Origin of the sequence: Aliiroseovarius sp. F20344, from assembly GCF_023016155.1 — a bacterium.
Taxonomy (GTDB): domain Bacteria; phylum Pseudomonadota; class Alphaproteobacteria; order Rhodobacterales; family Rhodobacteraceae; genus Aliiroseovarius.
Window position 1 is genome coordinate 209,522 of sequence record NZ_JALKBG010000006.1, and the last position, 20,794, is coordinate 230,315.

Annotated in this window: 23 protein-coding genes; 16 read left to right on the top strand and 7 right to left on the bottom strand. The window is 56.7% G+C overall.

Features of this window, described 5'->3' with window-relative positions:
* Positions 1-33 precede the first annotated feature (33 nt).
* A complete protein-coding gene (locus MWU55_RS06770) occupies positions 34-390 on the top strand; it encodes a VOC family protein (RefSeq protein WP_246935182.1) in 357 nt (118 codons plus the stop codon).
* A gap of 116 nt (positions 391-506) precedes the next feature.
* Here the strand turns inward: MWU55_RS06770 and MWU55_RS06775 are convergent, their stop codons facing one another.
* A complete protein-coding gene (locus tag MWU55_RS06775; RefSeq protein WP_246935183.1) occupies positions 507-1,742 on the bottom strand; it encodes an aspartate kinase in 1,236 nt (411 codons plus the stop codon).
* Between the two features lie 224 nt (positions 1,743-1,966).
* On the opposite strand from MWU55_RS06775, the gene MWU55_RS06780 reads away from it, so the two are divergent.
* Positions 1,967-2,701, top strand: a complete 735-nt coding sequence (locus MWU55_RS06780; protein WP_246935184.1) for a calcium-binding protein — start codon at positions 1,967-1,969, stop codon at positions 2,699-2,701.
* A 36-nt stretch (positions 2,702-2,737) separates the two neighbouring features.
* On the opposite strand, the gene MWU55_RS06785 is transcribed toward MWU55_RS06780, so the two are convergent.
* The 4 genes from MWU55_RS06785 to MWU55_RS06800 all read right to left on the bottom strand — a co-directional run bounded on the left by MWU55_RS06785 (position 2,738) and on the right by MWU55_RS06800 (position 7,035).
* The gene (locus MWU55_RS06785) at positions 2,738-3,229 is read right to left on the bottom strand and encodes a DUF1178 family protein (protein ID WP_246935185.1); all 492 of its coding nucleotides are present in this window, start codon (positions 3,227-3,229) and stop codon (positions 2,738-2,740) included.
* 96 nt (positions 3,230-3,325) lie between these two features.
* Positions 3,326-3,826: an NUDIX hydrolase gene (locus MWU55_RS06790; RefSeq protein WP_246935186.1), complete on the bottom strand. Its 501-nt coding sequence runs from the start codon at positions 3,824-3,826 to the stop codon at positions 3,326-3,328.
* A 200-nt stretch (positions 3,827-4,026) separates the two neighbouring features.
* On the bottom strand, positions 4,027-5,742 hold the full coding sequence (gene metG, locus MWU55_RS06795) for a methionine--tRNA ligase (RefSeq protein ID WP_246935187.1): 1,716 nt from the start codon (positions 5,740-5,742) through the stop codon (positions 4,027-4,029).
* A 69-nt stretch (positions 5,743-5,811) separates the two neighbouring features.
* Positions 5,812-7,035, bottom strand: coding sequence for an MFS transporter (locus MWU55_RS06800; protein ID WP_246935188.1), 1,224 nt, complete (start codon positions 7,033-7,035; stop codon positions 5,812-5,814).
* Between the two features lie 183 nt (positions 7,036-7,218).
* Between MWU55_RS06800 and MWU55_RS06805 the strand changes: the two genes are divergently transcribed.
* From MWU55_RS06805 to MWU55_RS06825, 5 genes are all read left to right on the top strand, one after another.
* On the top strand, positions 7,219-8,310 hold the full coding sequence (locus tag MWU55_RS06805) for an ABC transporter ATP-binding protein (protein ID WP_246935697.1): 1,092 nt from the start codon (positions 7,219-7,221) through the stop codon (positions 8,308-8,310).
* 225 nt (positions 8,311-8,535) lie between these two features.
* Positions 8,536-8,751 (top strand): twin-arginine translocase TatA/TatE family subunit, encoded by a 216-nt coding sequence (locus tag MWU55_RS06810; protein WP_246935189.1) that lies wholly within the window; start codon positions 8,536-8,538, stop codon positions 8,749-8,751.
* Positions 8,752-8,775: 24 nt separating this feature from the next.
* Positions 8,776-9,369 (top strand): Sec-independent protein translocase protein TatB, encoded by a 594-nt coding sequence (gene tatB / locus MWU55_RS06815; RefSeq protein WP_246935190.1) that lies wholly within the window; start codon positions 8,776-8,778, stop codon positions 9,367-9,369.
* Positions 9,366-10,307, top strand: a complete 942-nt coding sequence (tatC, locus tag MWU55_RS06820) for a twin-arginine translocase subunit TatC (protein WP_246935191.1) — start codon at positions 9,366-9,368, stop codon at positions 10,305-10,307. Before tatB ends, tatC begins: the two co-directional genes overlap by 4 nt.
* A 173-nt stretch (positions 10,308-10,480) precedes the next feature.
* A complete protein-coding gene (locus MWU55_RS06825; protein WP_246935192.1) occupies positions 10,481-11,326 on the top strand; it encodes an ATP-binding protein in 846 nt (281 codons plus the stop codon).
* Positions 11,327-11,387: 61 nt separating this feature from the next.
* Here MWU55_RS06825 and serS read toward each other — a convergent pair whose 3' ends face one another.
* Positions 11,388-12,680: a serine--tRNA ligase gene (gene serS / locus MWU55_RS06830; protein WP_246935193.1), complete on the bottom strand. Its 1,293-nt coding sequence runs from the start codon at positions 12,678-12,680 to the stop codon at positions 11,388-11,390.
* A 167-nt stretch (positions 12,681-12,847) separates the two neighbouring features.
* Between serS and yajC the strand changes: the two genes are divergently transcribed.
* The 9 genes from yajC to MWU55_RS06875 all read left to right on the top strand — a co-directional run bounded on the left by yajC (position 12,848) and on the right by MWU55_RS06875 (position 19,785).
* The gene (gene yajC, locus MWU55_RS06835) at positions 12,848-13,177 is read left to right on the top strand and encodes a preprotein translocase subunit YajC (RefSeq protein WP_246935194.1); all 330 of its coding nucleotides are present in this window, start codon (positions 12,848-12,850) and stop codon (positions 13,175-13,177) included.
* 59 nt (positions 13,178-13,236) lie between these two features.
* Positions 13,237-15,870 (top strand): protein translocase subunit SecD, encoded by a 2,634-nt coding sequence (gene secD, locus MWU55_RS06840; RefSeq protein ID WP_246935195.1) that lies wholly within the window; start codon positions 13,237-13,239, stop codon positions 15,868-15,870.
* Complete coding sequence (locus MWU55_RS06845; RefSeq protein ID WP_246935196.1) at positions 15,863-16,618, top strand: sulfite exporter TauE/SafE family protein; 756 nt, start codon at positions 15,863-15,865, stop codon at positions 16,616-16,618. Before secD ends, MWU55_RS06845 begins: the two co-directional genes overlap by 8 nt.
* 10 nt (positions 16,619-16,628) lie before the next feature.
* A complete protein-coding gene (locus MWU55_RS06850; RefSeq protein WP_246935197.1) occupies positions 16,629-16,982 on the top strand; it encodes an Mth938-like domain-containing protein in 354 nt (117 codons plus the stop codon).
* A gap of 10 nt (positions 16,983-16,992) precedes the next feature.
* The gene (gene ccmA / locus MWU55_RS06855; RefSeq protein ID WP_246935198.1) at positions 16,993-17,634 is read left to right on the top strand and encodes a heme ABC exporter ATP-binding protein CcmA; all 642 of its coding nucleotides are present in this window, start codon (positions 16,993-16,995) and stop codon (positions 17,632-17,634) included.
* The gene (gene ccmB, locus MWU55_RS06860) at positions 17,631-18,287 is read left to right on the top strand and encodes a heme exporter protein CcmB (RefSeq protein ID WP_246935199.1); all 657 of its coding nucleotides are present in this window, start codon (positions 17,631-17,633) and stop codon (positions 18,285-18,287) included. Before ccmA ends, ccmB begins: the two co-directional genes overlap by 4 nt.
* 71 nt (positions 18,288-18,358) lie before the next feature.
* Entirely contained in the window at positions 18,359-19,093 is a 735-nt protein-coding gene (locus MWU55_RS06865; protein ID WP_246935200.1) for a heme ABC transporter permease, read from the top strand.
* Complete coding sequence (locus MWU55_RS06870; protein ID WP_246935201.1) at positions 19,086-19,241, top strand: heme exporter protein CcmD; 156 nt, start codon at positions 19,086-19,088, stop codon at positions 19,239-19,241. Before MWU55_RS06865 ends, MWU55_RS06870 begins: the two co-directional genes overlap by 8 nt.
* Positions 19,234-19,785, top strand: coding sequence for a DsbE family thiol:disulfide interchange protein (locus MWU55_RS06875; RefSeq protein WP_246935202.1), 552 nt, complete (start codon positions 19,234-19,236; stop codon positions 19,783-19,785). The genes MWU55_RS06870 and MWU55_RS06875 overlap by 8 nt, the downstream gene beginning before the upstream one ends.
* A gap of 356 nt (positions 19,786-20,141) precedes the next feature.
* Here MWU55_RS06875 and MWU55_RS06880 read toward each other — a convergent pair whose 3' ends face one another.
* Positions 20,142-20,789, bottom strand: coding sequence for a tetratricopeptide repeat protein (locus MWU55_RS06880; RefSeq protein ID WP_246935203.1), 648 nt, complete (start codon positions 20,787-20,789; stop codon positions 20,142-20,144).
* Positions 20,790-20,794: the final 5 nt, after the last annotated feature.

The following is a 20,794-nucleotide window of genomic DNA, read 5'->3' on the forward strand; positions in this document are numbered from 1 at the left end:
CAAAGCACGAGATCAGAATATGGAGATCACCCAATGAAAATGAACTACTTCGTCGTCGGAACCAACGATATGGAAGCGGCCAAAACCTTCTACAGCGCACTATTTGACCAATCCGGGCTTCAATGCCTGTCCCCGTCTGATCGTATGACCTATTGGGTCGGCGAGGATTTTGCCTTCGCGGCCGCAAAGCCTTTTGATGAAAACCCGGCCACCGTCGGAAACGGCATGATGGTGGGGTTTAGCGTTGGTGGAGCTGAAGAGGTCACCCGAATGCACGCCTTGGCGATCGATCTTGGGGGCACCTGCGAGGGTAAGCCGGGGCAACGTGGGCCACGGTTCTCGGCCTATGTGCGGGACTTGGATGGGAACAAGCTGTGTTTGTCAGATTAGGCATACTGGGGCACAAAAACGGACCAGTTCTTGATCCAGCTGGCCGCTCCTGAAACAAAAACGGCCCCGCATCCCTGCGAGGCCGTTCTCAGTTCCAGCCCTAAGGGCCGTATCTATTACGCTTTTTCCAGCTCGAACGCGTCATGCAGCGCCTGCACGGCCAGCTCCATGTATTTGCGGTCGATCAGGACCGAGATCTTGATCTCGGAGGTGGTGATAACCTTGATGTTGATGCCCTCGTTGGACAGCACGTCGAACATTTTTGCCGCGATACCAGCCTGCGAGCGCATGCCGATGCCGACGATCGACACCTTGGCCACGTCCTGATCTGCCACGATGTCGTGGAAGTTGATGTCGCCAGCCGCTTTGGCATCCGACATGGCTTTTTCAGCGCGTGCAACCTGATCCACAGGGCACGAGAAGGTCATGTCGGTGCGGCCCTCTTCCGAGATGTTCTGCACGATCATATCGACGTTCACGCCGGCTTCGGCCAACGGGCTGAAGATGGCAGATGCGATGCCGGGGCGGTCCGCCACCGAGATCAGGGTCATTTTCGCTTCGTCGCGGCTGTATGCGACGCCAGAAACTACATTGCTTTCCACGATATCCTCCTCGTCGCAGACCAATGTGCCTGCTTCCGGGTCATATTCTTCGAAACTGCTCAGAACCCGCAGTTTCACCTTATAACGCATTGCCAGCTCGACGGAGCGGGTCTGCAGAACCTTCGCACCCAGCGAAGCCAGTTCCAGCATTTCCTCGAACGCGATCTTGTCCAGCTTGCGCGCCTTGTCCGAAATGCGGGGGTCGGTCGTATAGACCCCGTCCACATCCGTATAAATGTCGCAACGCTCTGCCCCAAAGGCAGCCGCGAAGGCCACAGCAGTGGTGTCCGATCCTCCACGCCCCAGCGTGGTGATCCGGCCATCATCCGCGATGCCTTGGAAACCCGCGACAACGGCAACGCGCATGCCTTCACCAAACTTGGCCATGATGTTGTCGTTGGGGATCTCTTCAATCCGCGCGGCCGAGTGCACGCCGGTTGTCTTCACCGGCACTTGCCAGCCTTGCCAGCTGCGCGCGGGAATATCCATCTCTTGAAGGCGCAACGACATAAGTCCAGCGGTTACGTTCTCGCCCGAGCTGACAACAGCGTCATATTCGCGTGCGTCATAGAGATGCGAAGTCTCGTTCACCCAACCCACCAGTTCGTTGGTGCGACCCGACATGGCCGAAACAATGACGATCACGTCATAGCCATTGGCCACCTCACGCGCGACGCGCTTCGAGGCGCGGTGGATCCGATCCAGATTGGCGACCGATGTGCCGCCGAATTTCATCACCAGAATAGGCATGCTGCCCCATCCCTTCCTTTACGTCCGGCTTCTCTTACGCAGGAGGGGGCGAAAGGGCAAGGGCGGAAGGGGCAAGACGCCAGCGGCTGTAATTTCGTCGACAGGAAGCTGGCAGATCAAAACCGAATGAGCTATCTTGCGGCTTAAACAATTTATGGGCGAACCTATCTTCGCGGATCAAGAGTATTACCATGGCCAAGTTTACTGCAAAAAAACCGATCAACATGAACGATTTCCAACTCTTTGAAGGAAACACTCTTCAAAGCACCAGTTCGAAAATCGTGACGAAGCAGGGCGGTCAAAAACTGGTTTATACGGGCACTTTTGACTATGACTTACGGGGTGACGTCGATGGCCGCCTCAAGACCATGACACACAGTGTAAAGGGTACAGCCCAGTATACCATCACCGATATGGATGCTGAGGTTGATCGCTTCTTTAATTATATAACGGGGTTTGAGTTGGGGGTTGATGACCGCGCCTTGACGTACCTCTTTCGCAAAGCTGACGTCTTCCAGGGCAGCAGCGGCAACGATGTTCTAAAGTCCTATGGGGGATCCGATGTGGTGAACGCTGGATCGGGGAATGATCGCGCCAATGGCGGATCTGGAAACGATATTTTACGAGGTGGTGCTGGGCGCGACACATTGATTGGTCAGTCTGGTCGTGACACCTTGAATGGCGGTTTTGGTAAGGACGTGCTCATCGGAGGAAAGGATGGGGACGTTTTCGTTTTTTTCGATAACTCAGGTATCGACAGGATCAGGGACTTCAATGCGAAAAGTGACTCTGAAGACATCGACCTGTCAAATGTCTCGGCGATTAAGAACTGGAAAGACCTGAAGAACAATCACATGTCGACGCAGAACGGGGACGTTGTGATTGAATACGGGAAAAACAAGATCATCATCGAGGACACGAAGATGAAGCACTTGGATGCCGACGACTTCCTTTTCTAGAGCTTAGCTAACTCTGCATTTACCACCTGCCACCCCTCAGTTCACCTTCCGGGTCGGCGTGAAAGGCAGGGGTAAGACGGGCACCCCATCCTCTATCAATTTCTTAGCGTCTTCTAGCTTGGTCTCGCCATAGATCGCACGCTCTGGCGCTTGGCCCAGATGCATGGCGCGGGCTTCTTTGGCGAAATCCTCGCCCACGTAATCGCTTTCAGCCTCGACCTTGGCGCGCAGCTTCGAGATCTCTGCCTCAATCTCGGCCTGCACCTCAGGGGGTGGGGCGACATGGGGCGTTGGGGCTTGGGCCGCGGCAGCGGGCGGCGCAGGTTTGGTTTGCGGCACGGCTGGTTTTTGGGCCGCATTTCGGGCCGGGCGCACCTTTGGCGCCATCAGTGATTTCTCGACATTTGAAGAGCCACAATCCGGGCACGCAACATGACCCGCCGCGCGCAATCCATCAAAGGCGTCGGCGTTCTGGAACCAGCTTTCAAAGCTGTGGTTCTGGTCACATTTCAAGGCGTAGCGGATCATAGGGTTCGATTGTTCAAGTGAAGTCACTTACTGCGAAGGATATATGAAACTCGCAACCCAGTTTCGCAAGACCCATCCCCCGGTCTTTCTGGTAAATCAGGCCTTTCGAAGGGCCTTAGGCGTGAAATCCTTGATGATCTGGCTCAGTTCGGGCTCAGATACCATTTGCGCTGCTTTCTTGCGGCTCACCCACTTGCGACGGCGCTCACCCTTTTCCGGATAAGACTTCAGCTGCCGTTTGACCTTCAACGGAAACACAGCAACGACGCAAGGAAGCTTTTCGCCCGCAAACCCTTTGTCATAGGCGTAAAACCCCAGCACTTGATGATAGAGCTTTCCTTCAACTCCAGCCTCTTCATAGGCTTCGGTTGCGGCTGCACCGGCGGGGGTTTCCCCGTCCATCGGCCATCCTTTGGGAATGATCCAACGTCCGGTTCCGCGTGATGTGATCAGAAGAAACTCGACCTTGCCATCATGTATACGGAAAGGCAGCGCGCCAAACTGCGTGCGCACGGATCGCTTGTCGCTCAGTGAAAGCCGAATTGGCTTTTGTCTACCTTTAGCAATCGTCAATTTCTTACCGCTCTTGCTACCCATCTTTCCGGTCAGCTTATCCGGTTATTGTTATTCTTCCTCAAAGATAGCCTGTTTCAAGGCGAAATAAAGGAAAAAACAGCAGATATGGTGGGAAAGGGCGCGTGCGGCCCCAGATCAGGTGCCGTGTTAAGAACGGCCGAAAAAAACGCCCCGACCGATTGGTGGGGCGTTTTAAATGCGATGTGGATCGTTTGTGGGGCTTAGTCCCGCGTGCCTGCGAACTTCTCTTGCCATTCCTCACGCTGTTCGTCGGCGATCTTGGCGAAAAGGTTTTCCGGCACCGTAAAGGCATGCCCCTCTTTCAGCGTCGCAAGGGCTTCGCCCACGTCGCCGGGCCACTCCATGTCGGTGTTCATGGCGTCTCGCAGCGTTTCTGACGCATCGGGGATGAACGGGGCCGACAAAACGGCGTAAAGACGGATCAGGTTCAGCGCCAGGCGGATCTGGGCTGCGGCTTGATCGGGGTCGGTCTTGAAGGTTGCCCAAGGCGCGGCCGCTTGCAGGTATTCGTTGCCAGCGACCCAGATGCCACGCAGTTCCTGTGCGGCTTTACGCACATCCATGGCTTCCATGTGAGCCTCATAGGTGCGAACCTTAGCGTTCAGATCGGAAATCAGGGCAGCTTCAGCCTCGCCGTATTCGCCGCCTTCCGGCACTGCTTCCGAGAATTTTGAACGGCAGAACTTGGTGACGCGGCTCACAAAGTTGCCCAGCACGTCAGCGAGGTCTTTGTTCACCGAAGTCTGGAAGTTCTCCCAAGTGAATTCACTATCTGAGTTCTCGGGCGCATGGCTCAGGAGCCACCAGCGCCAGTAATCCGCAGGCAAGATCGAAAGGGCCTGATCCATAAAGACGCCACGGCCTTTCGATGTCGAGAACTGACCGCCATCGTAGTTCAAGTAGTTGAACGATTTGATGTAGTCGACCAGCTTCCACGGTTCTTCCGACCCCATGATCGTCGCCGGGAAGGACAGCGTGTGGAAAGGGACGTTGTCTTTGCCCATGAACTGCACGTAACGCACGTCATCGGCACCCTTGTCGGTACGCCACCAGCGCTGCCAGAAGTCGTCGCCTTCGCCCAGGTCATCGGCCAGTTCGGCGGTCGCCGCGATATATTCGATCGGCGCATCGAACCAGACATAGAAGACCTTGCCTTCCATACCTGGCCAATCCTCGCCCCCCTTTTTCACCGGCACGCCCCAGTCCAGATCGCGCGTGATGCCGCGGTCTTGCAACCCGTCACCATCGTGCAGCCACTTCTTGGCAATGGATGTGGTCAGCACCGGCCAGTCGGTCTTGGCATCGATCCACGCATCCAGCTTGTCCTTCAGCTTGGATTGGCGCAGATACAGATGCTTGGTCTCGCGCACTTCCAGATCGGTTGATCCGGAAATGGCCGAGCGCGGGTTGATCAGGTCGGTGGGGTCCAGCTGCTTGGTGCAGTTTTCACACTGGTCACCACGCGCGCCGTCATAGCCACAGTTGGGGCATTCGCCCTCGATATAACGATCCGGCAGGAAGCGGCCATCGGCGTTGGAATAGACTTGCTTTTCCGACACTTCTTCGATCAGCCCATTGTCTGCTAGCTTGCCCGCAAAATGCTGGGTCAGCTTGTGGTTGCGGTCGCTGGACGAGCGGCCGAAATTGTCGAAGGACAGACGAAAGCCCTCAGCGATTTCGGCTTGAACTGCATGCATTTCGGCACAGAACTCGGCGACTGGCTTACCTGCTTTTGCCGCGGCCAGTTCAGCGGGTGTGCCATGTTCGTCAGTGGCGCAGATGAACATGACCTCGCGGCCCCGGCAGCGGTTATAGCGGGCATAAAGGTCCGCAGGCAGCTGCGAGCCAACCAGATTGCCAAGGTGCTTGATCCCGTTGATGTAGGGGATCGCAGAAGTGATGAGGACGCGGTTCATGTGAGCTCCCGTAACGTGTTTGTCGCCGTATACGACATGCCCTGCGTCGTGACCAGAGGGTCAAAGTCCTTAGCCTCGATCCCGAAGCTTGCCAAACAGCCGCCCCATCGAGAACGTGGTGCGCGGGGTATAGGTATAGGGAGTACGTTCGTCCAAAGTCGGGCGGTGACGCATCCGCGTCAGGCCGAAGCCGATTAGCACCGCATGGCCCACTGCGATCATCGCAAACAGGGCAGTCGGGCCAAAGCTTTCGATGAGGTTCGAGGCCAACAGCGGTGACGCAATCGCTCCCACCGCGTAGTAAAACATCAAGGCCGCCGACAGCTCGACCCGTTCTTCGCTGCTGGCAAAGTCATTTGCGTGGGCTGCCGCGACCGAAAAGATGGGGAAAGTCGTGAAGCCAAAGAACCCGGCGGTCAGGAATATGCCGGTGATACCGGATCCTGCCGCCAGCACCGTGACCATGCAGCTAAAGATTGCCGAGATTGACAACCAAATCAGCACCCAGCGCCGATCATATCGGTCCGCCAGCCAGCCCGCCGGAAGCTGCGCAAGTGCGCCACCCAAGACGAAGGCAGCTAGAAACCACGCCAGCTGACTGGTCTCTAACCCCACCTCGTTGCCGTAAATCGGGCCGACCATGCGAAAAGCGGATGTGGTGATGCCGGATGTGATTACCGCTGCAACGGCCAAAGGAGACCGAGTCCATGCCAACGCGGGTCGCAAGCGCGGCGCATCGGGGATTTGCGGTTGGCGAGCGCGTGTAAGAGCCAAGGGCAGGATGGCGGCACAGCAGATCATCGCCAATATGTTGTAGCTGACGTAATGCGCGGGCTCCAACACTGCGATCATCAACTGAGCACCTAACGATCCCCCAAGCTCGATGATACGATAACCGCCCATCACGCGGCCCCTTGTGTCGTTGGTGACCCGCGCGTTGATCCAGCTTTCTAAAACCGTGTAACTGCCTGCAACACACAGCCCCGTTGCCATCCGCATCACTGCCCATGCATAAGCGTCGACCCACATCATGTGTGCCAGCAGGCCTATGGCACCAAGAGCAGCAAATCCGGCATAGGCGCGGGCGTGACCGACGGTTCCCATCAGGCGCGGCGCCCACCAGCAGCCAACGAAGAAGCCCACGAAATGCGCGGACCCCAGTAAACCGACCTCGGCCCGAGTAAATCCAAGCGTCAGGCCCGAAACCGCGTCAAGCGGGGCCGCGCCGCCGGAACTCAGCTGCACAAGCACAACGGACAGCAGCAAGGGAGTAAAGCTTAGAAACAATCGCATCAGGCACCTCAATTATCACAAACTTGGCAGCTGAGGCACAGTGATCCGTCTCGTCTGCGACCTCTGGCTTCATTGGCTGTCGTTTTTCGCTGTTTCGCTTGCGGGGCGCTGGGGGGGCTGGTAAGCGAAGGAAACCTGATGGAAACGATAGGAATTGCATCGGGCAAAAGGAAGGCAACGCGAATGGACGGAACAGGCCAGACCACAGCACGGCTTGAGGTGCGCGGTCTAAAACGCAGTTTTGGCGGGCTGGATGTGGTGCGCGATGTGTCCTTGTCCCTTCAAGCCGGGCAGGTGACCGGGCTTCTGGGGCCATCTGGTTGCGGGAAATCCACCACGCTTCGGATCATCGCGGGCGTCGACAGCCAGACCGAAGGCGAGGTCTGGATTGATGGTCAGATGGTGGCGGGTCCGGGCGTATTCGTTCCGCCTGAAAAGCGCCACATCGGATTGATGTTCCAGGATTTTGCGCTGTTTCCACACCTGTCAGTTGGGGACAATGTCGCCTTTGGCCTGACGGGCACGCGAACGGAAAAGCGCCAACGCGTACATGAATTGCTGGATAAGGTTGGCCTTGGCACCTTTATCGACAAGTTCCCGCATGAATTGTCGGGCGGCGAACAACAGCGCGTGGCGCTTGCTCGGGCACTCGCACCCCGGCCGTCAATCATGCTGATGGATGAACCATTTTCCGGGTTGGACAACCGTCTGCGCGACGGCATCCGGGACGAAGCGTTGAGCATCCTGAAAGAGGAAGGCGCCGCCGTGCTTCTGGTCACCCACGAACCGGAAGAAGCGATGCGCATGGCAGACGAAATCGCCCTGATGCGCGCGGGTCAGATCGTGCAGCGCGGCGCGCCCTATAACGTTTACAACACGCCCGTGGATCTGCAGGCGGCGGCGTTCTTTTCGGATGTAAATGTCATCTCGGGCAAGGTCGAAGGCGCGCTGACGCAAACGGCCTTTGGTCAGTTCCTTGCGCCCGGTGTGCCGGATGGGTCGCAAGTTGACATCGTGATCCGCCCCCAGCATCTGAAAATTGACTTTGATCGAGGTGGCGTTGGCCCGAGCCCCACGCCGGACCACGGCGTCTGGGCACGTGGCTTGGTAAAACGCGCGCGTTTTATCGGCAAAGAAAGTCTTGTCGAGTTCCAGATGGAGCGGGACGGGACCACCCTGACCGCATCCGTTCCGTCAGTTTTCCTTCCTAAGCCGGAAACGGCGCTTTGGATCGCCATTCGTCGTGACCGTTGCTTCGTTTTCCCGCGCAAATGACGGGCTAGAACCTAGAATCGGTTGGCTGTGTGCATCGGCCAATCATGGCTGTACCCTTGCGAAACCCCGCGCCGCCCTGCGACAAGCCGCCTCAATTCGCTGAAATAACCGCTGTTCAGGTAGTTTTTTCCCTTTGGGGCTTTGAACTTCCCGCTCAAGGCAATAAATGTTTCTGGCGATATATCTACGAAAGCCCCCAAAGGCTTTCGGACTAGGGAGAAAAACATGCTCAACAATATCGGCCTTCCGGGCCTTCTGCTGATTGCCGTCGTGGTGCTGGTTCTGTTCGGCCGCGGCAAAATCTCGTCCCTGATGGGGGAAGTCGGGAAAGGCATCACCGCTTTCAAGAAAGGCGTGGATGACGGCAAGAAGGAAATCGAAGACGAAGCTGCCGAAGTCGCCAAAGACGTGACTCCTGAAACCGAGAACGACAAGGCGTAAGCCGCCCAGGGAAAGGCGCAGCCTATGTTCGACATCGGGTTTACCGAGCTTCTGCTTATCGGGGTTGTAGCCCTGATCGTGGTGGGTCCAAAGGACCTGCCCGGCATGTTCCGTACGCTGGGTCGGTTCACCGCCCGTGCGCGCCAGATGGGGCGCGAATTCACGCAAGCCATGAACGACGCTGCGGACGAAAGCGGTGCAAAAGATATTGCCAGCACGCTGAAATCGGCCACATCGCCCAAGTCGATGGGGTTGGATGCGCTGAATAAGGCTGCAGACGGGTTTGAGAAATGGGACCCCGCCAAGGCCCGCCGCGACCAGAAAGAAACCGACGCTGCCCTGAAAGCCAAAGAGGCTGAAGAGCGCGCCAAGCTTGCAGAAGACACAGCCAAGGCCGCCGAGAAAATCAGTGCTGCAAGCGCCAAGCCTAAAGTCGCGTCGAAAGCACCTGCTGCCAAAGCTAAGGACGCAAAGCCAGCCGCGAAGGCGAAGAAGCCCGCAGCGAAAAAACCGGCGGCTAAGAAGCCCACAGCAAAGAAACCTGCTGCCAAGAAGCCCGCTGTGAAGAAACCGGCCACCAAGGCCAAGCCCAAATCTACGGATACATCTGACGCATGAGCGACACTGACGAGATCGAAGACAGCTCGGCCCCGTTGATCGAGCATCTGGCCGAGCTGCGCACGCGGCTGATCCATTCCGCCATCGCCTTCATCATCGGCATGGTGATCTGTTTCACCGTCTGGAATCCGATCTTCAACTTCCTGACAGAGCCGCTCTGCTCGACGATGGCCGAGCGTGGACAAACCGATTGCGGACTGATCCTGATCAAGCTGCAAGAAGGCTTCTTCGTCGCGATCTCGATCTCGCTTTTCGGGGGATTGGTTCTATCCTTCCCCTATATCAGCTACCAGCTTTGGCGGTTTGTTGCGCCGGGCCTCTACAAATCCGAAAAGAACGCCTTCCTGCCCTTCATGTTGGCCTCACCCATCATGTTCCTGATTGGTGCCAGCTTTGCTTTTTACGTGGTAATGCCGCTGGCCTTTGACTTCTTCCTCGGCTTCCAGCAATCGGGCAATGTGGGTGAAACTGGGGTTGAAGCATCGATTGATTTCCAAGGTTCCGTGCAGGAATACCTGCGCTTGTCGATCAAATTTATCGTGGCGTTTGGTCTTTGCTTCCAGCTTCCGGTGCTTCTGACCTTGATGGGGAAAGCTGGTCTGGTGTCCTCGCAAGGTTTGGCGGATGTCCGCAAGTATGCGGTGGTTGGCATTCTGGTGCTGGCTGCATTGGTTACGCCGCCCGATGTCATCACGCAGGTGATCCTATTCGTTGTGGTTTATGGCCTGTATGAAATCTCGATCCAGCTGGTGAAGCGTGTCGAAAACAAGCGCGAGGCAGAATTGCGTGCGCAAGGCTTGTGGTTCGACGATGACGACGAAGAAGCTGAAGACGAACTGATGGCCGAGTTCGACGAGGACGAGGATGAAGACGACGGGGACAATGATCCCGACGACGATCCGGAAGATGATCCGGGCATGGTCGAAACTGGCCGCTGACCCCCATCCTTTAGAAAATGAAAACGCGCCCCATTTGGGCGCGTTTTTTGTTGTGCCGAGGTAATTTAAACTTTTTCAAATTCGGCCCGTGCGCACGTTAAACCCTTTAAAACCCCGCCCAACCGCGCTTTAAAGGTTGCAAGCTTATCTGCGGGCGAGAAGGACCATCGAATATGGCGGATCAGGACATGATGAAACGTATTGCTGAAGCTTTGGAACGCATGTCTCCGGCCCCTTTGTCCGCGCCCGATTTTGATCAGGCAGATGCCTTTGTCTGGCATGTCTCCCCGGATCGGTTGGAACCTGTGATCCGCGTAAACCGCGTCTCGATCGATCTTCTTGTAGGCGTCAATCGTTCACGCGATACGCTTTTGGAAAACACGCTCCAGTTTGCCCGTGGGCTGCCCGCCAACAACGCGCTTTTGTGGGGCGCACGTGGCATGGGTAAATCGTCATTGGTCAAGGCAGTCCATGCAGAGGTTCTGGCGCAGAGGCAGGCGTTGAAAATCGTCGAATTGCAACGCGAAGATCTGCCCTCGGTCAGCCGCCTTCTGAACCTTCTGCGTGGTTCGAACCATCGCTTCTTGCTGTTCTGTGATGACCTTTCGTTTAGTCATGACGATCAACATTATAAGTCGCTGAAAGCCGTACTGGACGGAGGCATCGAAGGCCGCCCGGACAACGTGGTTTTCTACGCCACATCCAACCGTCGCCACCTGATGCCCCGCGACATGATCGAGAACGAACGCTCCTCCGCCATAAACCCGTCCGAGGCGGTGGAAGAGAAAGTCTCGTTGTCCGATCGATTTGGTCTGTGGCTTGGTTTTCACCCCTGCGATCAGGATGAATACCTGTCGATGATCCGTGGCTACTGCGATGCACATGGGGTTGAAATTGATGAAGAAACGCTGTGGGCCGAGGCCATCGAATGGCAAGCAACGCGTGGTGCGCGGTCAGGCCGCGTCGCGTGGCAATACTTCACCGATCTGGCAGGGCGCAAAGGTGTGAAGCTCGACTAAATGAATAAGGGCGCAGATGATTGATCGTCCACGCCCTTGTAATTTTTTGGTCTAGCTACAGTTAAGCCAGCTTGCCATCGGCTGTGATGCGGGATTTGCCGCCCAGATAGGGATACAGAACCTCTGGCAGGGTGACCGATCCGTCCTCTTCCTGACCATTTTCAAGGACTGCAATCAGCGTACGGCCTACCGCGAGGCCCGAACCGTTCAGCGTGTGCAGGAACACCGGCTTGCCACCCTCGGCGGGTTTCATACGGGCGTTCATGCGACGTGCTTGGAAGTCTCCACAGGTCGAGATCGAGCTGATTTCGCGATACGTGTTCTGACCGGGCAACCAGACCTCAATGTCATGCGTGCGGATCGCGCCAAAGCCGATGTCCCCAGTACACAGCACCACGGTGCGGTAGGGCAGGCCGAGACGTTCCAGAATATCCTCAGCAAGCCGGGTCATACGCTTGTGCTCGGCCTCAGATTCGTCTGGCTTGGTGATCGACACCATCTCGACCTTCTCGAACTGGTGCTGGCGCAGCATGCCGGCGGTGTCCCGCCCTGCGGATCCGGCTTCGGACCGGAAACACTGCGTGTGGGCCACATAGCGGCGCGGCAGATAGCTTTCTTCGACCGTGGCGCCATTGACGATATTGGTCAGCGGAACTTCAGCCGTCGGCACCAACCACCAGCCATTGGTTGTCTGATAGCTATCCTCGCCAAACTTCGGTAATTGGCCCGTGCCCAGCATCATGTCTTCCTTGACCAAGACAGGGGTCCAGGTCTCGGTCAGCTCATTTTCATTCACATGAACATCGAGCATGAACTGAGCCAGCGCGCGGTGTAGACGGGCGACAGCACCCGACAACAGCATGAAGCGCGAGCCGGAAAGCTTCGCGGCAGTCTCGAAATCCAGACCGTCCTGTACGGCGGGCAACTCGTAGTGCTCGATCGGTTTAAAGGCGAATTCACGCGGGGTGCCCCAGCGATTGATCTCGACATTGTCGTCTTCGTCCTCGCCATCAGGCACATCATCCGCGATGATGTTTGGCAGACCCATCAACAGATCGGTCAGCTTTCCGTCCAGCTCTTTTGCTTGCTCGTTCAGCTCGGCAATCTCGGCCTTCTTTTCGCCGACCAGTGCACGCAGGCGCTCAAACTTAGCCTCATCCCCGGACGCTTTCGCAGCCCCAACAGACTTGGCTGCCTTATTGGCGTCGGCCTGTGCGGTCTCAGCTGCAAGAATGGCGGCCCGGCGGCTTTCATCAAGTGACAGCACCTTGCCTGACAGGTCCGAAAGGCCCCGACGGGCCATTGCCTTGTCGAATGCTTGCGGGTTGTCACGGATCAGGCGGATATCATGCATGGATCTGTCCTTTGGTTAAACGTAGGGCGCATATGCCAGATGGGCGCGCGAGGGGGAAGAGAAAACCTCGCCCCATGCTTGCTGGACAACCCACAGACCCCCATATAGGGTGCGCCGGACATTTGGGCAGGGCGACAGGGCCAGCCCGTGAAGAAAGGGACAAAACGATGTTTGCAACTCCTGCATTTGCACAAGCCGCGGGCGCGCCAGCAGGCGGAATTCTGAACGGGATGCTGATCCCCATGCTGCTGGTTTTCGGCATCATGTATTTCTTCATGATCCGCCCACAGCAAAAGAAAATGAAAGAGCATCAAGCCATGCTGGGTGCGCTGCGCAAAGGCGATCAGGTCGTCACGCAGGGCGGCGTGATTGGAAAGATCACCAAGGTGAAAGATGACACCGAGGTTGAAGTTGAAATCGCATCGGGCGTGAAAGTCCGCGTTGTGCGTTCGACCATCGTGAACGTCATGGGTAAGACCGAGCCAGTCGAAGGCTGACCCTCACGGGTTTTCTGACCCAAACAACTGAATAGTAAGAATTTATAGGGCAGGGGCACATGCTTCAAATCGCAACTTGGAAACGTCTTGTGATCTGGGGGCTGGTGCTCCTTGGCCTGTATTTTGCGTCTCCGAACGGGTTCTACGACCGGGTCGAGACCCACAATGACGCGGTCGCCACAATCGAAACCACAGGCACAACGCCGGAGCTGGAAGCGGATCGTTCCGCGTGGCCCGATTGGGCGCCGAGCTCTCTGGTCAATTTGGGATTGGACCTGCGTGGCGGTGCGCACCTGCTGGCCGAGGTTCAAGTTGAAGATGTGTATGAAGCGCGGATGCACGGCTATTGGCCGGAAGTTCGGGAAGCTCTGAAAGAAGAACGTGCGACAATCGGTACGATCCGCCGCGACTTGACGGCTCCGGTAGACGAGCTTCGCGTGAAAATCTCGAAACCCGAGGCTTTGCCCCAAGCGATCGAGGCTGTCCGCGCTCTGGCACAACCTGTTGTCAGCCTGTCCGGCGTTGGCTCGACCGATATCGAGGTGAACCCCGGTCGTGAGGGCGAGTTCGTTGTTACCCTTTCTGAAGCCGAGCGCGTCGCCACTGACGATCGCACCATTCAACAATCGCTTGAAATCATTCGCCGTCGTGTGGACGAGGTTGGCACCCGCGAACCCACAATTCAGCGTCAGGGCGACAAACGAATTCTGATTCAGGTGCCGGGGATCGGGTCGGCATCTGAGCTGAAAGAGATCATCGGCAAGACCGCCAAACTGACGTTCCATCCCGTTGTCAGCCGCACCACGGATGCGGCTTCGACGCCGGGTCCACGCAATGTTCTGTATCCGTCGCTGGATGAAGAAGGCGTGTTCTATGTGCTCGAACAAACGCCCGTCGTTACTGGCGAACAGTTGAACGACGCCCAGCCTGCGTTTGACCAGAACGGTCAGCCTGCTGTGAACTTCCGCTTCAATGTCTCGGGCGCGCGCCTGTTCTGCGACTATACCGGCGCCAATGTTGGTGCGCCGTTTGCAATTGTGTTGGATGAAGAGGTCATCTCGGCCCCGCGGATCAATGAACAGATCTGTGGCGGCTCGGGCATCATCACCGGCAATTTCTCGATCGAGGAATCGACCAATCTGGCCGTGCTTCTGCGCGCAGGTGCTTTGCCTGCCGAGCTGACTTACGTCGAAGAACGCACCATCGGTCCAGAACTGGGTCAGGACAGCATTGATGCAGGTAAAATCGCGTCCATCATGGCCTTTATTGCAGTGCTGGTCTTCATGGTTGCCTCTTACGGCTGGTTCGGCGTGATCGCCAATATCGCGTTGATCCTGAACGTGGGCATGATCTTTGGCCTTCTGTCGATGATCGGGGCGACACTGACCTTGCCGGGTATCGCGGGTATCGTGCTGACCATCGGTATGGCGGTGGACGCAAACGTGCTGGTCTTCGAACGGATCCGCGAAGAGCTGAAGGCGGGCAGGGGGCCGGCGCGCGCCATCGAGCTTGGCTATGAAAAAGCGCTGTCGGCCATTCTGGACGCGAACATCACCACCTTCATCACCGCCGTGATCCTGTTCATCATGGGATCCGGTCCGGTACGCGGGTTCTCGGTCACGTTGGGACTGGGTATTCTGACCTCGGTCTTCACTGCGATTTTCCTGACGCGCTTGATGATTGTGATGTGGTTTGAACGCAAACGTCCGCGCAACCTTGAAATCAAAGGCATCCGTCTGGCCCCACAAGGCCGCGTGTTTGACTTCTTCAAACGGTCGATCGCAACGCTGGGGGCGTCCGGACTGGCCATGGTCGCATCGGTGATCTTGTTCCTTGTGATAGGGCTGAACTTTGGCATCGACTTCCGAGGCGGCACGACAATCCGTACCGAAAGCACGCAAGCCGTGGATGTAGGGGCGTATCGTGATGCTCTGACGCCGCTTGCGCTGGGCGATATTTCGATTGTCGAGGTCAATGACGTAAACTTCCGTGCCGATCAGCATGTCAGCCAGATCCGCATTGAAGCGCAAGAAGGTCAAGAGGCCATCACCCCTGAAACCATGACGGTGATCGAACAGGCCTTGGCCTCCGTTGATCCGGCCATCACCTTCCCAAGCGTGGAAAGCGTGGGGCCGAAAGTCTCGGGCGAGCTGATTACAGCGGCGGTGTTGGCCGTTGTGGCAGCGATTGCTGCAGTGCTGGTCTATATCTGGCTGCGGTTTGAATGGCAGTTCTCGCTCGGTGCTGTTGCGGCACTGGTGCATGACGTTGTGCTGACCATCGGGATTTTCAGCCTGCTGGGCATCAAGTTCGACCTCGCCATCATTGCGGCCCTTCTGACCATCGTGGGTTATTCGTTGAACGATACAGTTGTTGTTTTCGACCGCGTGCGCGAGAACTTGCGCCGCTACAAGAAGATGGACCTGAAAGAGGTTCTGAACCTGTCGATCAACGAAACACTGGCCCGGACCATGATGACCTCTGTCACCACGCTTTTGGCGCTGATTGCGCTGTACGTGTTGGGTGGCGATGTCATCCGCGGCTTCGTCTTCGCAATGATCTGGGGCGTGATTGTCGGCACTTACTCGTCGATCTTCGTGGCCTCGGCGATCCTGCTGCGTCTTGGCGTGAAACGCGACTGGTCTAAGCCTGACGCAAATGCTGGCAACCAGTTTGCCGACGTGGATGCCTGATTTACTCCTCCAAGCTCTGGCTCTGCCGGGGCTTGGATGGATTCTGGCAGCCGCATTCACGGCAGGATTGGTGCGCGGATTTGCTGGTTTTGGCACGGCAATGATTTTCCTGCCGATCACCTCGCAAGTTGTTGATCCGGTTTTGGCCATCGCAATTCTAATTGTCATGGATTTGGCAGGTCCCGCACCGGCCATTCCACGTGCTCTGAAAGATGGGCATCCAAAAGATTTGATGCGGCTTGTGATTGGCATGGCGCTTGCGTTGCCGATTGGGCTGGCCGCGCTTTTTGTGGTCGACCCCACAGTGTTCAAACTTGTCGTGTCACTTGTAAGTCTAGCCATGTTGGTAGCTCTAATGAGCGGCTGGCGGTATCATGGTGCAGTGACGCCTAAAACGGTATGGGCAACGGGTGCCGTGGCCGGCCTTTTGGGCGGGTCCGCGGGCATCCCGGGTCCTCCGGTCATTTTGCTATACATGGCGTCGCCCCATGGACCACGCGTGATCCGCGCCAATACGACGGCCTTTTTGTTCTTCTTTGATCTGATCATGTTGGCGGCATTCCTAATCACAGGCCAGCTTTTGGGACTTCCGCTGGTGCTTGGCCTATTAACGATGGTGCCAAGCATCTTGGGGAACTGGATCGGTGGTTTGATCTTTAACCCAGAATACGAGCGCCTTTATCGCCGTGTTGCCTATGCAATCATTGCTGGATCAGCCCTGTCGGGGCTATATGCAGTCCTAGGTTAAGGAGAGCACGATGCAGTTTCACGAAGTCCGATATGAAGGCGCGCAGCCGGTCGACAGCTATGGACCGGGGTTCTTTCGTGTCGCGGGTGAAGTGATTCACGGGCCTGTGCTTGTCACGGCCGAGGCCGCATCCGGATGGGGAGGGCTAGAGGACATCACCCCCCTGACCGCCTTGAAAGACCAGATCGACGTGCTGTTTTTGGGCATGGGGGCCGAGATCGCGCACCCACCCGCGCCCCTGCGTGACGCGCTGGAAGAAGCCGGGATCGGGATCGAGCTTATGAGCTCTGCGGCGGCCTGCCGCACCTATAACGTGTTGATCGCCGAAGGCCGCCGCATTGCGCTGGCCGCCCTTCCGGTCTAAGGCTTTACCCATGGAACTTCGGGTCGAAAATCTGACCGTAGCGCGCGGTGGCGTGCCGGTGCTGGAGGGATTGGATTTCACCCTGTCCCCTGGTCAGGTGCTGATCCTTCGCGGACCCAATGGATCAGGCAAAACCACGCTTCTGCGGACACTTGCAGGGTTGCAGCCGCCCTTGGTGGGCAGCGTGTCGACTGATCCCGAACAGATCACCTATGGCGCACATGCGGATGGATTGAAGGCCACGCTCAGCGTGGAAGAGAACCTGCACTTCTGGGCGTCTGTCCACGGCGTTGCGGACATTGCGCCTGCGGTGGACGGGTTCAATTTGCGCGGGCTGCTGGAGCGTCCCTCGGCGAATCTGTCTGCCGGGCAAAAAAGACGGCTGGGATTGGCACGCTTATTGGTGACGGGCCGACCCATTTGGTTGCTGGATGAACCCACCGTCTCGCTGGACGTGGCATCTGTGAAGCTATTTGCCGATGCTGTTCAGAGACATGTGGCAGCCGGAGGCTCGGCCTTGATCGCCACGCATATCGATCTGGGTTTGAAGGCAGACACCTTTGATGTCGGCCCCTATAAGGCAGATGCGCACCGACCACGCGATGACGGTTCCCGCGATTCATACTCAGGTTTTGACGAGGCTTTCCAATGATCGCACTTCTCGTCCGGGATCTCAGGTTGGCCATGCGCGCAGGGGGCGGCTTTGGGTTGGGGCTTGCATTCTTCCTGATCGTCTCGACTTTGGTGCCCTTCGGCGTTGGTCCCGAGGCCGCAATCCTGTCGCGTATTGCGCCTGGCATCCTTTGGGTGGGTGCTCTTCTTGCCTGCCTGCTGTCGCTGGATCGTATTTTCCAACTGGATTTCGAAGACGGGTCGCTGGATCTGCTGGCCACAGCCCCGATCCCGATGGAGGGCATCGTTGGAGTGAAGGCGCTTGCCCATTGGCTGGTTACCGGTCTGCCGCTGACCTTGGCTGCTCCTGTGCTTGGAACGCTGATGAACCTTGAAAGCCCTGGCCACTTCTGGATCTTCATCACGCTTTTGATCGGAACGCCGGCCCTGTCGATGATTGGCGCCTTTGGGGCTGCTTTGACGGTTGGCCTAAAACGCGGCGGGCTTCTTTTGTCACTGCTCGTTCTGCCGCTCTACATTCCAACACTGATCTTTGGGGCCGAGGCCGCAACCCGAGGCACCGCAGGCCTGTCTGCCTCGACACCGCTTCTTATGATGGCCGGGATAACCGCCGGATCCATTGCCCTGCTACCATTTGCCGCCGCAGCCGCCTTGCGTGTGAACCTGAGATAAGTCAAACCATTCCGGGGCGTGTGCACTATGCTGCCCGCGCCATCGAATGAAAGAAGCCAAAGAGGAAACACATGTCACTTTGGGAATTTGCAAACCCGGTCAAGTTCATGGCCCTCAGCGGCAAGGTTCTGCCTTGGGTGATTGGGCTGTGCGCCATAACCCTGATCCCGGGAATGATCTGGGGCTTCTTCTTCACGCCCGAGGCCACCAATTTCGGCAACTCGGTCAAGATCATCTATATCCACGTGCCAAGCGCGATGATGGCGATCAACATCTGGGTGATGATGCTGGTCACCTCGCTGATCTGGATTGTACGCCGTCACCATGTTTCCGTCCGCGCCGCCAAGGCCGCTGCGCTGATCGGCGTCACCATGACGGTGATCGCATTGATCACGGGCGCGATCTGGGGCCAACCCATGTGGGGCACCTATTGGGCGTGGGACCCACGTCTTACTAGCTTCCTGATCCTGTTTTTGTTTTATTTGGGTTACATGGCGCTTTGGGCGGCCATCGATAATCCGGACACCGCGGCTGATCTGACTTCTGTTCTGTGCATTGTCGGATCGGTCTTTGCTGTGCTCAGCCGCTACGCTGTAAACTTCTGGAACCAAGGTCTGCACCAGGGCGCTTCTCTGTCCTTGGATAAGGAAGAGCACGTGTCGAACGTCTACTTTCAACCATTGCTGCTGTGTATCGCAGGGTTCATCCTGCTGTTTTTGGCCCTTGTCCTGATCCGCACTCGGACCGAGCTGCGCCTGGTTCGCCTGCACCGTTTGGATGTTCGTGAAAGGATGAAAGATGCTTGAGCTGGGAAAATATGCCGATGCTATCTTGTCGTCTTGGGCGATCACTCTCGGACTTTTGATCGCGCTGATCCTTGTCACTTGGCGCCGTTCGGTCCAAGTGAAACAACAGCTGGATGCGGCTGAGGAAAGGGCAAAGCGGAATGACTGAGAAGAAGAAAGGTATCTCGTGGCTGATGATCCTGCCGCCGGTTTTGTTTCTGGGGCTGGCCGCGATGTTCCTGTGGGGCATGAATCAAGAGGATCGTGGTGCGCTTCCATCGACACGTGAAGGCGGGATCGTTCCTACCCTGCAGGTCACTGCTTTCGAAGGGGAACCGCAATTCACACAAGACGACCTTAAATCCGGCGGTGTAAAACTGGTGAATTTCTGGGCCAGCTGGTGCGCGCCCTGCCGCGCCGAGCATCCGCTATTGGAGAAATTGGCCGAGGAAGGCGTTCAAATCAACGGGATCAACTACAAAGATGATCCCGCCAACGCCAAGCGTTTTCTGACGCAATTGGGCAATCCATATGCCGCTATGATGACCGATGGTGAAGGCCGCACGGGGCTGGAATGGGGTCTTTACGGCGTGCCAGAAACTTTTGTGATTGCTGGGGACGGCACGGTTGTAAAGCGCTTCGCAGGTCCAATCACCGAAGGCATTTTGGAAAGCATCATCCGCCCAGCCATAGCCGAGGCTGACGCACGTTAACCCGTCGTGTTCAGGATTGCGATGAAAGCCGCAAAAGCGGCGAACTCCAGAACTGGTCCCGGGATGTTTTTGATAAACTTACCCACCTGAATTCTGCCCTCATCTTCGATGCGCCGCTCTGGCGTGCGCGCCGCAGTTCAATCTGTTGGCCTATGGTAATATGCGGATTCAAATCGATCCAGAACCGAAGGCTGAAATCTTCGATATTATGGCTATTGATTTATCGCAGATTGCCAGGTGGCTCAGTGACGCGCATCACAGGTTGTCGCGCATCCTCATTTGTTTTTCAGGACTTCCAAGCAATGTCCGGGGTCTCGCGCAATTGTTGCGCGAAACAGGCGAATCAAAGAAGCGTCTCAGGGAGACAGGAAGCGCTTCAAATCGAGATCGCCTGGATACTTCTTCAAACCTTCTTCGGCCTTGGCCGTTGCATCGCTCTGCAATCCCATATTCCACAGGGCTATTGCTGCAAGGAAATACAACCGGCCACTGAAATCATCTTGGCTGAGTCCCGGGGTCACGGTTTCCAGTGCTTGCGCAGGTCGATCGAGTTGTATCTCTGCCGCGGCCTTAAAATACATGACGTCGAGATTGTATTCTTGTTTGCCTGCTTTTACGCAGTCTTCGATTGCTGCATTATATTTGGCGAGGTCATATCTAACAGCGCATCGTGAAAGCCAACCCTGCCAGTGCGAGTCGATTTTCAGAACTTGAGTGTAGATTTCCTCAGCCTTATCTGACCGACCCATTTCGCGAAACGTCCATGCAAGCATACGCATTGTCGAAGTGTCATCTGGATAGATCTCAAGCGCGCCCTTCAAGTCGGATAGACTCTCTTCAAACTGGCCTAATTCTCTATGTGCGACTCCACGGGTGTGAAGAGCGTCGGAGCGTTCCAAGGGGGAAAGCGAAGAATGTGACAGATACTGATCACAGGCTTGGATTGCGTTTTTCGGCTCTGAATTTGGATTGGTGGTCAGGCATTCCATCTGATCAGAGGCCATCAAAG